We start from the raw sequence: 13,213 nt of genomic DNA, 5'->3' as shown, positions 1-13,213 counted from the left end.
CCGCCGAGTTGCGCGCCGAGGGACTGGCCGGCCCGGTGGACACCGCCGAGTCCACGCCAGGACTGCCCGCCGCCCACGGCAGCTCGTCGACGTCCGGATCGATCGGCGTCCCGTACGGCCAGAGCGTCGCCGGCCGGCCGCCGCCCAGCGGGCGCACCGCCGCGGGCGCGACCGGCGGCAGCAGGATCCCGGTGAGCGCCGGGTGCGCGGCCACCCGCAGCCGGGCCGCGAGCGCGCCGGCGTCCGTGTCGGGGGCGTGCGCCTTGGCCACCACCGCCCCGACCCGCACCAACGTGGCGTCGGGACGCTCCGCGAGCACGCGGTACGCCGGCTCGCGCCCGTCGGCCAGCGCCGCCAGTTCCCCCGCCACCCCCGTCACTTCTCCGCCCCTGCCAGCCGGCTACCGGCCCGGGATCCGCCAGGATCCCGAGCCCCGCTCCTTGCGGGCCACCGCCATCGCCTTCTTCTCCTCGGGACTCACCCGGTGGATCACCACCAGCCGGTCCGTGAGCTGCAGGGTGGCCGCCTCCGGGTCGTCGAAGCCGAGCAGCCGGTGGCCGCGTATGACCGAGACCACCAGGTCCTCGATCTCCCGCGGCGACTTCCCGGCCTCGGCCTTCGTCACCGGCCGCTCCCGCAGGCTCAGGCCCTCGCTGTGCTGCACCAGGTCCTCGAGCACCATGCCGGAGCTCGGGCTGATCATGGACAGGCCCAGCATCCGGCCCACGGCGCTGGCGCTGGTGATCACCGCGTCCGCCCCGGACTGCCGCAGCAGCGGCACGTTCTCCGCCTCCCGCACCGAGGCGACGATCCGCACCTTCTTGCTGAGCTGCCGCACGGTCAACGCCACAAGCACCGCGGTGTCGTCGCGCTGCGTCGAGATCACCACCTGCTTGGCGCGGTCCGCCATGGCGCGGACCAGCACGCTGGAGCGGGTGGCGTCCCCGATGACCCCCGCGTAGCCGTCCGCCCCGGCCTGCTCGACGACCGCCGGGTTGGGGTCGACGACCACGATCCGGTCCTGGGTGAGGCCGCCGCTCATCAGCGTCTCGGCCGCCGACCTGCCCTTGGTGCCGAAGCCGACGATGACGGTGTGATCTCGCATGTGCTTCCTCCAGTACGCCTGCCGCCACTGCTCGCGGGTGCGCTCCGTCAACACCTCCAGTGTCGTCCCCACGAGGATGATCAGGAACAGGACGCGGAGCGGGGTGATCAGGAACGTGGTCAGCAGGCGCGCGGTGGTGGTGACCGGCACGATGTCGCCGTAGCCCGTGGTGGAGAGCGACACCGTCACGTAGTAGAGGGAGTCGACGAAGCCGACCGGGCCGCCCGCCACGTTGTCCTTGTAGCCGTGCCGGTCGGTGTAGACGATGACCACGGCCGCCGCCATCACGGCGCCCGCCATCAGCAGCCTGCGCATCACCTGCACGAGCGGGCCGGCGACGTAGCGCGGGAGCCGGACGCCCTGCGAGAGGTCGTCGGCGGACGAGGCACGGACGCTGGTGAGTTTCATCGGCACGGGAGTGTGATCAATCCGGACGGGAATCGAACGGAATCAGGCGGGATTCGACGGGGATCGACGGGATTCGACGGGGTCAGGCGGCTGGCAGATCGAGAAGGCGGACCTCGGTGTGTGCCCCCGCACCACCCGGCGGGATGACCGCCAGGGCCGACGCGGCGGCGATGCCGCGCAGCATGGCGGGGCCAGCGTAGCTCAGCGGCCGCGCCTCGCCGGGCGCCGGGCAGCGCACCGGGACGAGCCGGGTGTCGGTGGGGTGCCCGCGCACCGGCTCGGTGAGCCGGGCCCGCCGCTCCTCGGGCGTCGGGCGGTCGGCCAGCGCGGCGAGCAGCGGCGCGGCGAGCGTCAGCAGCGCGGAGACGGCGGCCAGCGGGTTGCCAGGCAGGCCGACGAGCGGCACCCCGCCGGGCAGCTCGGCCAGCAGCATCGGATGTCCTGGCCGCACCGCGACGCCGCTGACCAGCAGCTGGGCGTCCAGCCTGCGCAGCACCCCGCGCAGGTGGTCGACGGGCCCCGCGGCGGTCGAGCCGGTGGTGACGATCAGGTCGGCGCGGCTGGTGGAGACCGCCTCGTACAGCGCCTCGGCGTCGTCGCCGAGCCGCCGGGTGACGAGGGTGTGGGCGCCGAGCGCGGTGAGCCAGGGCCCGGTCATGGGGCCGAGCGCGTCCCTGATCCGGCCGTCGTGCGGCAGGCCGCGGAACAGCAGTTCGTCGCCGAGCACCAGCACCTCGGCGCGGGGCCGCGGCCGGACCGCGAGCTGGTCGTAGCCGGCGGCCGCGGCGAGGCCGAGGGCGGCCGGGGTGAGCGGGGTGCGGGCCGGCAGCAGCTCGGTGCCGGTGCGGCACTCCTGGCCGCGCGGCCGCACGTCGGCGCCCGGCTCCGGGTTGGGCCCCGAGAGCCGGCCGTCGGCGACGCCGCCGTGCTCGCTGCGCAGCACGGCGGTGGCGCCGGCCGGGATCCGGCCGCCGGTGGCGATGGGCACGGCCTCGCCGTCGGTCAGCTGGGGGGCGGCCGGGCCGCCGGCGAGCACCCCGGTGGGGTCGCCGGTGAGCCGCCAGGGCCCGGGCCCGGCGACGGCCCAGCCGTCCATGGCCGAGGTGTCGAAGGCGGGCAGGTCGGTGAGGGCGGTCAGCGGGGCGGCCAGCGTGTGGCCGAGCGCCAGGTCGATCGGCAGCCGGCGGGGCGGCAGCGGGCGCGCGGCGCGGTGCGCGATGGCGCGCGATCTCCCAGCCGGGCAGCTCGCGCCGGGGCGCGGCCGGGTGCGGGGCCGGGCGGCCCGGGGTGGCGACGGCGGCCGCGACCGGCCCGTTGGCCAGCGCCAGCGCGTCGTCGAAGTCGTCGATCACGGCGCCGCCCCCGCGCCCGTTCCCGCGCCGTCGGCCTCCGCCGCCCACTGTTCGGCGAGGGCGGAGATCCGGGCCGCCGCCTCGGTCGGGGAGATGCCCTGCTGGGCGACGGCGTATCCGACGAGGAAGGTGGTCAGTGGCGCGGCGGGGCGCGCCACGTTGTGCGCGGCATCGCGGGCGGCGTCGAGCAGCGCCTTGATGTCCACGTCGATTTCGATGCCGAGGTCGGCCTTGACGGCGGCAAGCCATTCGTCCAGCACGCTCATATCGTCCCTGATCCTGGTGCGGGCGGTCACGATGTCGGCCCAGGTGTCGCAGTCCACGCCACCGTTGTCGTCGGTCGCGACGACGTGGTGCGGACTCAGCCCGGGGAGTAGCAGCTTCAGTGGCAGTCCGGCGAGGGTGCCGTACTCGGTTGCCAGCAGCGCGAGTTCGCGGCGCAGCGACTCGGTGCGGTAGACGGCGCTGAGCGGCTGGTCGCGGCCGCCGGCGTCCCGGGGGAGTACGACGTCGGCATCCGGCGGCACGTCGAGCAGCCGGGCGAGCCCGGCGGGGGTGAGGAACGGCAGGTCGGCGGCGAGCACCAGCGTCAGCGGCGCCGTCACCTCGCGCAGCCCGGCCGCGAGGGCGGCCAGCGGGCCGCCGCCGGGCGGCTCCTCCCTGGCCCACACCACCGGGCGGCCGGTGGGCCTGCGCGGCCCGACGACCACCACCCGCGCGGCGTCGGGGCAGGCCCCGACCACCCGGTCGAGCAGCGTCCGGCCGCCGACCCGCACGGCCGGCTTGTCCGCTCCACCGAGCCGCCGGGCGGCGCCTCCGGCCAGGATGACGGCGTCATGCGGGGTCATTCCGCCCACGGTACCCGCGGGACACTCAAAGGTCGCCAAGGAGTGCGAGGGGTTGTTCCACCCGATCGGCGACGAACCGGAGGAACCCGCCGGCCACGGCACCGTCGCAGACCCGGTGGTCGAAGGTGAGCGACAGCTGGACGACGGACCGCAGCGCGACCCGCCCCTCGTGCGCCCAGGGCTTCTCGGCGATCCGTCCGACGCCGAGCATGCCGGCCTCCGGGACGTTGATGATCGGCGTGGAGCCGTCGACGCCGAACACGCCGTAGTTGTTGAGCGTGAACGTCGAGCCGGTGAGCTCGGCGGGCGGCAGCGTCCCGGCCCGCGCCCCCTCGGTGAGCCGCCGCAGCTCGGCGGCGAGGGCACCGGTCGTCATGGCCTGCGCGTCCCGCACGACCGGCACCAACAACCCACGGTCGGTCGCCGCGGCGAACCCCAGATGCACGGCCCCGTGCCGGACGATCCGCCGCGCCGCCATGTCGACGCTGGCGTTCAACTGCGGATACCGGCGCAGCCCGACGACGCAGATCCGCGCGAGCAACGCCATCGTCGAAACGGAGGCGGCGCTGCGCGCCGCCACCAAACCGGTGGCGTCCGCCTCCACCCAACAGGTCGCGTCCGCGACCTCCCGCCGACTCCTCCCGACCCGCTCCGCCATCACCCACGCCACGCCACGCATCCCGACAACCTCCCCGCCTGCGGCGGAGCCGGCGGGCCCCTGAGGGTCGCCGGCGGCGACGCCGACGGGGCCTGCGGCCCCCACCCCGAGCCCGCCTGCGGCGGGGGCCCGCCCAGCGTCGGCGGGCCCGGGCAACGAGCCGCTGCCCGCGACGGCTTGGCCGCCGGCCGGCACACCCCCGGCGAAGCCGGCATCCGCCCCGCCTGCGGCGAGCGGCCCAGCGGGGACACCCCGCGGGTCGCCGGCAGAGCTGGCAGCTGGCGCCGCAGCACCGCAGGAGCCGGCCGAGCCGGGGCTCGCCGCGCGGGACGCCGGACCGCTGGCGGCGCCGGGGGTGGGGCCGCCGGCCGGGTTGGCGGCGGCCCCTTCGTGGGGGGACGCGTTCAGGACGTCGGCGCGCATGATGAGGCCGCCGGGGCCCGTGCCGGTCACCGTGTGGATGTCGACGCCGCGCTCGCGCGCCAGCCGCCGCACGAGCGGCGAGACCACGGCGACCGCCGTCGCCGGCCCCGCGCCGGAGGCGCCTGGCCCGCCACCAAGGCCAAGGCCCGGGCCCGGGCCCGTCGGTTGCGGTGCGCCGCCAGGCGCGGCCGGCGCGGTCCCGTAGCCGACCAGTACGGGGCCCGAGGTCGGCTCCGCGGCAGCGGTGAGGCGCAGCAGTTCCGCGCCGACCGGGAGTTCCTCGCCCGGCGCGCCGTGGCGTGCGGTGACCACGCCCTCGTAGGGGCAGGGGAGTTCGACGACCGACTTGGCGGTCTCGACCTCCACCACCGGCTGGTCGACCGTCACCGTGTCGCCGACGTCGACCAGCCAGCGCACGACCTCCGCGCTGGTCAGGCCCTCGCCCAGGTCCGGCAGCAGGAACACGTTCATGGGGGTCTCAGTCCTCCCATTGCAGGCCGGCCACCGCCGCCAGCACCCGGTTCGCGTCGGGCAGGTGGTGGCGTTCCAGCAGCGGCGGCGGGTACGGGATGTCGAAGCCCGTGACGCGCCCCACCGGCGCCGCCAGGTGGTGGAAGCACCGCTCGGTGACCCGGGCCGCGATCTCCGCGCCGGGGCCGGCGAAGCCGGCGGCCTCGTGGACGACGACGGCGCGGCCCGTGCGCCGCACCTCCGCGCACACCGTCTCGTCGTCGAACGGCACCAGCGTGCGGAGGTCGACCACCGCCAGGTCCCAGCCGCGTTCGCGCGCCGCCTCCGACTCGGCGGCCGCCAGGCAGACCGGCACCGCGGGGCCGTAGCAGAGCAGCGTCGCCGACGTGCCGGGGCGCCGCACCACCGCCCGCCCGCCGGGCGGGACGTCGGGTTCGAGTTCGCCCTTGGCCCAGTAGAGCCGCTTCGGTTCGAGGAAGACCACCGGGTCGTCGGAGGCGATGGCCTGCCGCAGCAGCCCGTACGCGTCCGCGACCGTCGAGGGCGTCATCACGTGCAGCCCGGGCGTCGCCATGTAGTACGCCTCTGACGAGTCGCTGTGGTGCTCGACGCCGCCGATGCCGCCGCCGTAGGGGATCCGCACCGTCAGCGGCAGCGGCATCGCGCCGCGCGTCCGGTTCCGCATCCGGGCGACGTGCGAGACCAGTTGCTCGAACGCCGGGTAGGCGAACGCGTCGAACTGCATCTCGACGACCGGCCGCAGCCCGTACATCGCCATCCCGGTGGCGGTGCCCAGGATCCCGGCCTCGGCCAGCGGCGTGTCCGTGCAGCGTTCGTCGCCGAACTCGGCGGCCAGGCCGTCCGTCACCCGGAAGACGCCGCCGAGCGTGCCGATGTCCTCGCCGAGCAGGTGCACGCTCGGGTCGTCGGCCAACGCGTCGCGCAGCGCGCGGTTCAGCGCGCGGGCCATCGTGATCACGCCGACCCCACCCCCAACCGTCGTGCCTGCTCCCGCAGTTGCGGGGTGGGGGTGGCGAAGACGTGGGCGAACAGGTCGGCCGGGTCGAGTGGGGGTTCGGTGGCGAGGCCGGCCCGCAGGGTGGCGGCGAGTTCGTCGGCCTCCGCGCGGAGCGCCGCCTCCCGGTCGTCCGTGAGCAGCCCGTGCCGCCGGAGTTCGCCGCCGAGCAGCGCCAGCGGGTCCCGGTCCTGCCAGGCCGCGACCTCCGCGTCCGGCCGGTAGCGGCCGGCGTCGTCGGCGTTGGTGTGCGCTTCGATGCGGTAGGTCAGCGCCTCGACCAGCGTCGGCCCGCCGCCGGCCCTGGCGCGGGCCAACGCCTGCCGCAGCACGGCGAGCACGGCCGGCGCGTCGTTGCCGTCGACCAGCCGGCCCGGCATGCCGTAGCCGACGGCCTTGTGCGCCAGGCTGGGCGCCGCCGACTGCTTGGCGAGCGGCACGGAGATGGCGTAGCCGTTGTTCTGCACCAGGAAGACGACGGGGGCCCGCCACACGGCGGCGAAGTTCAGCGCCTCGTGGAAGTCGCCCTCCGAGGTGCCGCCGTCGCCGACCAGGGCGAGCGCGACCACGTCGTCGCCGCGCAGCCGGGCCGCGTGCGCCAGGCCGACGGCGTGCGGGAGTTGGGTGGCGAGCGGGGTGCAGAGCGGGGCGATCCGCAGCGCCCGCGGGTCGTAGCCGGTGTGCCAGTCGCCGCGCAGCAGCCCGAGGGCGGCCACCGGGTCGAGGCCGCGGACGACGGCGGCGAGCGTGTCGCGGTAGCTGGGGAAGAGCCAGTCCCGCGGTTCGAGGGCCAGGGCGGCGGCGACCTGGCACGCCTCCTGCCCGGTGGAGGAGGGGTAGACGGCGAGCCGGCCCTGTCGGGTCAGCACGGTCGCCTGGGTGTTGTAGCGGCGGCCCCGCACCAGTTGGCGGTAGAGCTCTGGCCAGGTCTCGGGATCCGGCTCGGCGCCGGTGCCGAGCACCCGGTGGGGCTCCGGCTCAGGCAGCAGGTCGTCGGCGCTCCTCGCCTCCACGTCCCCCACGGCAGTACCTCCCGTCGTCGCGTCGCCCGGTCGGCGGTTCTGCCTACCGATTGTTCGGTCGACGGCGCATCCTGGCTACGGTTCGTACCGCCCTGTGGACAGCTGGCCCGGTTTGCCGTCCCATGGGGGCAGGACGTCCAGGGAGGGTCGGAGAATCCGCATGAGGGAAGACCAGTTGCCCACGGCCCCTTCGCCCGCCGGCCAGGTCCCCCCGATCCGGCCGCTGGATCCGATCGACGCGGCGATCCTGCGGCTGCTCCGCGCGGACGGCCGCGCCTCGATCCGGTCGGTCGCCGAGCAGGTGCACATCTCCCGGGCCAACGCCTACGCGCGGATCAACCGGCTGCTGGACGACGGCGTGATCCGCGGCTTCGCCGCCCTGGTGGACCACGAGCGGGCGGGGCAGGGGGCCTCCGCCTACATCACGCTGAAGATCGTGCAGGACAGCTGGCGCACGGTGCGCAGCAAGCTGGCCTGCCTGCCGGGCGCCACGCACATCGCGCTGGTCAGCGGCGACTTCGACGTGCTGCTGCTGGTGCACACGGCGGACAACCGGGCGCTGCGGGAGCTGGTGCTGACCAGGATCCAGGCGATGCCCGAGGTGCTGTCCACCCGCACGCTGCTGGTCTTCGAGGAGACCGACCTGCTCCCCGAGTAGGCCCCCACCTCACCTCACCCGTTCGCCCCTGGCCCGATGAGTTCGCCGCCCGCGCCCGGTCCTACCGGCACCGGAAACGACCCGAAGCGCGAGGAGAGACGCCATGCGGCTGACCCTGACGGAGTTCCTGACCCTGGACGGCGTGGTGCAGGGCCCCGGCGGGCCCGAGGAGGACACGTCGGACGGCTTCACCCACGGGGGCTGGTCCTACCCCTACGCCGACGAGGAGTTCGGCCGGCTGGTCGCCGGCTGGTTCGACCAGGCGGACGCGTTCCTGCTGGGGCGCCGCACGTACGAGATCTTCGCCGGCTTCTGGCCGGAGCAGACCGACCCGGCCGACCCGATCGCGTCCCGGCTCAACGCGCTGCCCAAGTACGTCACCTCGACCACCCTCACCGACGCCGAGTGGGCGGGCACCACCGTGCTCGACGCGGACGTGCCGGCGCGGGTGGCGGAGCTGAAGCAGCGTCCTGGCCGGGAGTTGCAGATCCACGGCAGCGCCACCCTGGCCCGCTCGCTGTTCGCGCACGACCTGATCGACGAGGTGCGGCTGCTGGTCTACCCGGTGGTGCTCGGCACCGGCCACCGGCTCTTCGCGGCCGGGACCCGGCCGACGGCGCTGCGGCTCAGGGAGTCGCGCACCACCCCGACCGGCGTCGCGGTCCACGTCTACGAGCCGGCGGGGCGCCCGACGTACGGCTCGTTCGCCTCGTAACCGGCCGACCGGGCCCAGGCCCGGCCCGGCTCCGCCCGGCGGCTCAGTGGGCGACGGGGCAGCCGGCCGCGCGGGCCCGCGCCTCGTCGTCCAGGTAGAAGTTGGGCCGCTGGTCGGCCTCGTCGTAGTAGCGGTGGAAGACCGGGGTCAGGCCGCCCGAGACGGGCGGCACGATCCAGCTCCAGTCGGCCGGCACGCGCCGCCCCTGCCGCTCCTCGCGCTCGATGTGGGTGAGGAAGCGCTCCGACTCGGTGTGGTGGTCGGTGATCTTGACGCCGGCCGCCTCGAACGAGTGGAGCACGGCGACGTTCAGCTCGACCAGGGCCCGGTCCTTCCAGAGCGTGGTCGCCTTGCTGGTGTCGAGGCCGAGCAGTTCGGCCACCACGGGCAGCAGGTTGTAGCGGTCCTCGTCGACGAAGTTGCGGGCGCCGATCTCGGTGCCCATGTACCAGCCGTTGAAGGGCGCCAGCGGGTAGTCGACGCCGCCGATGGAGAGCCGCATGTGGGAGATGGCGGGGACGGCGTGCCAGCGCAGGCCGAGTTCGGCGAAGGCCGGGATGTCGGGGTGGGTGATCGGCACCTCGAGCACCAGGTCGCGCGGCACGTCGAGGAGCTGCGGCTTGTCGCCGTGCGTCTCGATCACCATCGGCAGCACGTCGAACCAGCCGCCCGGCGCCTGCCAGCCGAGGCGGCGCACGGCGTCGGTGAAGTCGACGTTCCCCGGGTCGCCGATGACGCCGCCGTCCATCGTGCGGTAGCCGGCGTAGCGGATCAGCTGGCTGTTCCAGACCAGCGGGGCCCGGCGGAACGGGGTGGCGGGCGCGAAGACGGAGATGACGGGCCGTATCCGGCCGTCGTTGGTGGCCAGCCGCAGGTGCTCGCAGAGGTCGGCGTGGATCTCCTCGGCGGTGGCGGAGGTGCGGCGGTCGAGGACCCGGAGGCTCTTCCAGTAGAGCCGGCCTATGCAGCGGCTGGAGTTGCGCCAGGCGACCCGGGCGCCGAACTCCAGCTCGGCCCGGGTGTGGCGGTAGGTGCCCGTACGTTCCAGGTGCTCGCGGATCTGCCGCAGCCGCATGCCGATCGGGACCGGCTGGTCGGGGTTCTCGGCGTGGAACTGGCGGATGAACTCCTCGGCCTCCGCCCAGTCCGGGGACTTCCAGGACCGCGCGGCGCTCGCCAGCCCCGACACGCCTGACGCCGACGGCGCCGGGTAGCCGGCCGGGAGCGACGGGTGGTGGGCCTGCGGGTGGAGCTGGGGCTGCGACGGGGCGTGCGGCTGGGCCTGCACGTGACCGTGCCCGGGGCCGTGGCCATGGCTGAGGCGGTCGGTGTTCATGGGCTCTCCGGGGTCGCCTGTGACTGGTGCGCCACCCCCACGCCGGGCAAGGGTAGTTGATGTCACACGACGGGTGGGGGCGATCGCCGCGCTATGGCGCGGAACCGCTCGCGGCCGGCTGCCGCAGCCCGTCGAATGCGGTGGATATGACGGCTTCGACCACGTCACCCGAGACCACTGGCTCCCCGGGATGTGGCCGATACCACTCCACTATCGAGTTGATCATCCCAAACAGCAGCCGCGTCGCCAGCCGGGGGTCCACCTCGGGCCGCAGGTCGCCCTCCGCGACGGCGGCCCGCACCAGCTCGGCCACCCGCTGGTCGAACTCCCGCCGCCGCACCAGCGCCCACCGCTCGGTGTCCGTGTTGCCCCGCACCCGCAGCAGCAGCGTCACACAGGGCAGCCGCTCCATCAGCACCTCGGCGGTGCGCCGCACCACGAACTCCAGCCGCGCCACCGCCCGGCCCTCCCCGGCCGCCGGCTCGTCGAGCACCGCGAACAGGCCGTCCAGCGCGCGGGCGAGGGCCCGCCGCAGCAACTCCTCCTTGGACGGCACATGGTGGTAGATCGACGACTTCGAGATGCCGGCCGCCCGCGACAGGTGCTCCATCGACGTGCCGTCGTAGCCACGCTCGTTGAAGACGCCCACCGCCACCTCGAGCAGACTCTCCGCCGTGTAGGCGTCCCGCCGCGCCACCGAACCCACGAGCAACACCCCGTATCTCTCGCGCCCTTGCCCCGACCGATCGTTCGGCGGCGCTGTCCGACGCAGCGCCGGGCCCGCCGGACAGTGTTCCACCCGCCGCGCGGCCCCGCCTCACGTCCCGGCGTCACATCCCGGCGGCGCGCCAGAACCGCCAGCTGGCGTCGAGCACATCGGCGTTCCGCTGCTCCCACTCGGTCGCGGCGCGCACCGCGTCCTGCGGGCACTCCCAGAGCCGCCCACCGTCCAGCGCGCGCAGCCGCAACCGGGTGCCGCGCCGAGCCGTGACGCGGCCGACCCTGCCGGTCCGCGTGTCGACCACACAAGCGCCCTCCGCCCAGGCCATCGCAGCTCCCTCTGTCCGTCCTGTCCTTCTTCCTTCACTGTGGACGGTTTTCGGCGCGCTCGGTTACGTGCTTCCGCCGCTTCGCGCAACAGAAGACACCTTCGGGGGACGCGACCGGAGTGGGTGAAGCGCGCATGTTCGAATTACCCGGAGGGTTTCCACGGGTTGTCGCGCTCGGCAGGGCGCTGCGCGGCAATATGCCGTACCGCGCGGCCGCCCGTCCCTGTTTCGCCGACAATCCGCCCGATCCGGGGACGACGCCGTTTCGCGCCCCGCCGGGCGGCCCTACGCTGCCGGCCATGATTCGAGCAGTCGTGTTCGACGTCGGCGAGTGTCTGCTGGACGAGAGCCGCGAGTGGGAGGGCTGGGCGGCCTGGGTGGGGGCGCCTCGGCACACGTTCTCCGCCCAGTTCGGCGCCATGATCGCCCAGGGCCGGGACCCGATGGAGGCGCTCCGGATCTTCCGGCCGGAGTTCGACCTGGCGGTGGAGCGGGAGAAACGGGCGGCGGTGGGCGAACACGAGTGGTTCGGCGAGAACGACCTCTACGCCGACGCCCGGCTGACGCTCAAGCTGTTGCGCGGCACCGGCCTCACGCTCGGCATCGCCGGAAACCAGACCCGGCAGGCCACGACGATCCTCCGCCGCCTCTTCGCCGGCTTCGTCGACCTGGTCGGCTCGGCCGAGACGATGGGCGTCGCCAAACCGGATCCGCGGTTCTTCGAGATCGTGATCCACTCGCTGCGGATGGAGCCGCGCGAGATCCTCTACGTCGGCGACCGCCTCGACGAGGACGTCCGCCCCGCCGCCGCCCTCGGCCTCCGCACCGCCCTGATCAGACGCGGCCCCTGGGGCCTCATCCACCAGCACCACCCGGAGGCCGAACTGCTTCCCACCATGCGGATCGACGGCCTCCGCGAGCTGACCGACCGGATCGCCAAGCACAACGAGAACCACCCCTGAGGGGGGAACTCCCGCCCGTCCCCGCCGGTTCTCCCGATAACCACGCACCACGGAGAGGACCGGATGCCCGCGATGCCCGCGATGCCCGCGATGCCCGAGACGTCAGCGATCAGCCTGGAGAAGGTCGCCGCCACCGCGCCCGACCTGGTCGAGCGGTACGAGTCCGCCCGCGTCACCCTCGACAAGCGCCGGCTGCTCGGCGAGCGCGCCGCCGTCTACCTGGTGCTCGACCGCTCGGGCTCGATGCGGCCCTTCTACGAGGACGGCACGGTGCAGCGCCTCGCCGAGCAGGCACTCGGCCTGGCGGCCCACTTCGACGACGACGGCATCGTGCCGACCGTCTTCTTCTCCACCGACGTGCACACCACGGCGGACGTCACGCTCGGCGCCCACCGGGGCCGGATCGCCGCGATCCACGACACGCTCGGGCACATGGGCCGCACGTACTACGCGAAGGCGATGCGCGCCGTCATCACCCACTACCGCGCCTCCGGCGCGACCGCCCCCGCGTTCGTCCTCTTCCAGACGGACGGCGCGCCCAAGGACAAGGGCGAGACGGGCCGCCTGCTGGCGGAGTCGGCCACCCTGCCGATCTTCTGGCAGTTCGTCGGCTTCGGCGACGACGAGTTCGCGTTCCTCCGCCGCCTCGACGACCTCCCGGGCCGGGTTGTCGACAACGCCGGCTTCTTCCCCGCCGGAGCGAAACCGGCGGCCCTGCCGGACGCGGAGCTGTACGACGCGCTGATGTCGGAGTTCCCCACCTGGCTGTCATCGGCCCGCGCGGCCAACATCCTCTGACGGCCTGAGGTTTCCCCCACCCACCCGCCCTTTCCGGCGCTCCGCGCGGGGCGCCCCTGCGGGCCGGCAGGGCCGCGTCCTTCCCCACCCTCCCCCAGCTAACGGCCCCCAGCCTGGCGGCTGGGAGGTGCCCCCAGGGAGGTGCCCCCACAAGCCCTTCTTCCGCGCTCCGCGCGGGGCGGCCCTGCGGGCCCCAAGCGGTCCGGCGTAGCCGCCGGCCACGCGCGGAGGCGGCGCCTGCCGGGCCCCGGCCCGAGGCCGGCGCTTCCCCGCGCGCTTCGCGCGGACGCGCCAGCGCCCCGGGGCCCGTAGGGCCCAGCCCACGGCGGCGCAGCCGCCGGAGACTCCGGCCCGCCGGGCCCCTGCTCGAAGCGCCGAAGAAGGGCGGGCGGG

General features: G+C 74.8%; 13 protein-coding genes and 1 pseudogene. 4 read left to right on the top strand and 10 right to left on the bottom strand.

What is annotated here, in order from left to right; translation table 11 throughout:
- From ACYVPE_RS36715 to ACYVPE_RS36685, 7 genes and pseudogenes are all read right to left on the bottom strand, one after another.
- Window positions 1–370: pseudogene (locus ACYVPE_RS36715) on the bottom strand (aminoglycoside phosphotransferase family protein); the annotation flags it as partial.
- Between the two features lie 30 nt (window positions 371–400).
- Window positions 401–1,513 carry a potassium channel family protein gene (locus ACYVPE_RS36710; RefSeq protein ID WP_461038162.1) on the bottom strand — a complete coding sequence of 371 codons (1,113 nt, stop codon included), beginning with the start codon at window positions 1,511–1,513 and terminating at the stop codon, window positions 401–403.
- Window positions 1,514–1,595: 82 nt separating this feature from the next.
- On the bottom strand, window positions 1,596–2,681 hold the full coding sequence (locus tag ACYVPE_RS36705; RefSeq protein WP_461038165.1) for a molybdopterin molybdotransferase MoeA: 1,086 nt from the start codon (window positions 2,679–2,681) through the stop codon (window positions 1,596–1,598).
- A 180-nt stretch (window positions 2,682–2,861) separates the two neighbouring features.
- Complete coding sequence (locus tag ACYVPE_RS36700) at window positions 2,862–3,713, bottom strand: NTP transferase domain-containing protein (protein ID WP_461038161.1); 852 nt, start codon at window positions 3,711–3,713, stop codon at window positions 2,862–2,864.
- Between the two features lie 25 nt (window positions 3,714–3,738).
- Window positions 3,739–5,265: a dihydrolipoamide acetyltransferase family protein gene (locus tag ACYVPE_RS36695; RefSeq protein WP_461038160.1), complete on the bottom strand. Its 1,527-nt coding sequence runs from the start codon at window positions 5,263–5,265 to the stop codon at window positions 3,739–3,741.
- 7 nt (window positions 5,266–5,272) lie between these two features.
- Window positions 5,273–6,235 (bottom strand): alpha-ketoacid dehydrogenase subunit beta, encoded by a 963-nt coding sequence (locus ACYVPE_RS36690; RefSeq protein ID WP_461038164.1) that lies wholly within the window; start codon window positions 6,233–6,235, stop codon window positions 5,273–5,275.
- Window positions 6,236–6,240: 5 nt separating this feature from the next.
- Entirely contained in the window at window positions 6,241–7,302 is a 1,062-nt protein-coding gene (locus ACYVPE_RS36685) for a thiamine pyrophosphate-dependent dehydrogenase E1 component subunit alpha (RefSeq protein WP_461038159.1), read from the bottom strand.
- Window positions 7,303–7,462: 160 nt separating this feature from the next.
- Here ACYVPE_RS36685 and ACYVPE_RS36680 point away from each other — a divergent pair, with 160 nt between their 5' ends.
- Window positions 7,463–7,960 carry an Lrp/AsnC family transcriptional regulator gene (locus ACYVPE_RS36680; RefSeq protein WP_461038158.1) on the top strand — a complete coding sequence of 166 codons (498 nt, stop codon included), beginning with the start codon at window positions 7,463–7,465 and terminating at the stop codon, window positions 7,958–7,960.
- 103 nt (window positions 7,961–8,063) lie between these two features.
- The gene (locus ACYVPE_RS36675; protein WP_461038157.1) at window positions 8,064–8,675 is read left to right on the top strand and encodes a dihydrofolate reductase family protein; all 612 of its coding nucleotides are present in this window, start codon (window positions 8,064–8,066) and stop codon (window positions 8,673–8,675) included.
- Window positions 8,676–8,718: 43 nt separating this feature from the next.
- On the opposite strand, the gene ACYVPE_RS36670 is transcribed toward ACYVPE_RS36675, so the two are convergent.
- The 3 genes from ACYVPE_RS36670 to ACYVPE_RS36660 all read right to left on the bottom strand — a co-directional run bounded on the left by ACYVPE_RS36670 (window position 8,719) and on the right by ACYVPE_RS36660 (window position 11,036).
- A complete protein-coding gene (locus tag ACYVPE_RS36670; RefSeq protein ID WP_461038156.1) occupies window positions 8,719–10,011 on the bottom strand; it encodes a nitric oxide synthase oxygenase in 1,293 nt (430 codons plus the stop codon).
- A 91-nt stretch (window positions 10,012–10,102) separates the two neighbouring features.
- Window positions 10,103–10,717, bottom strand: a complete 615-nt coding sequence (locus tag ACYVPE_RS36665) for a TetR/AcrR family transcriptional regulator (protein WP_461038155.1) — start codon at window positions 10,715–10,717, stop codon at window positions 10,103–10,105.
- A gap of 124 nt (window positions 10,718–10,841) precedes the next feature.
- Complete coding sequence (locus ACYVPE_RS36660; RefSeq protein WP_461038154.1) at window positions 10,842–11,036, bottom strand: hypothetical protein; 195 nt, start codon at window positions 11,034–11,036, stop codon at window positions 10,842–10,844.
- A 323-nt stretch (window positions 11,037–11,359) separates the two neighbouring features.
- On the opposite strand from ACYVPE_RS36660, the gene ACYVPE_RS36655 reads away from it, so the two are divergent.
- Complete coding sequence (locus tag ACYVPE_RS36655; protein ID WP_461038153.1) at window positions 11,360–12,022, top strand: HAD family hydrolase; 663 nt, start codon at window positions 11,360–11,362, stop codon at window positions 12,020–12,022.
- 72 nt (window positions 12,023–12,094) lie between these two features.
- A complete protein-coding gene (locus tag ACYVPE_RS36650) occupies window positions 12,095–12,820 on the top strand; it encodes a vWA domain-containing protein (RefSeq protein ID WP_461038163.1) in 726 nt (241 codons plus the stop codon).
- Window positions 12,821–13,213 lie beyond the last annotated feature (393 nt).

It is taken from the genome of Streptomyces mayteni (assembly GCF_054783955.1).
This window is presented reverse-complemented; position numbering and strand designations above follow the sequence as displayed.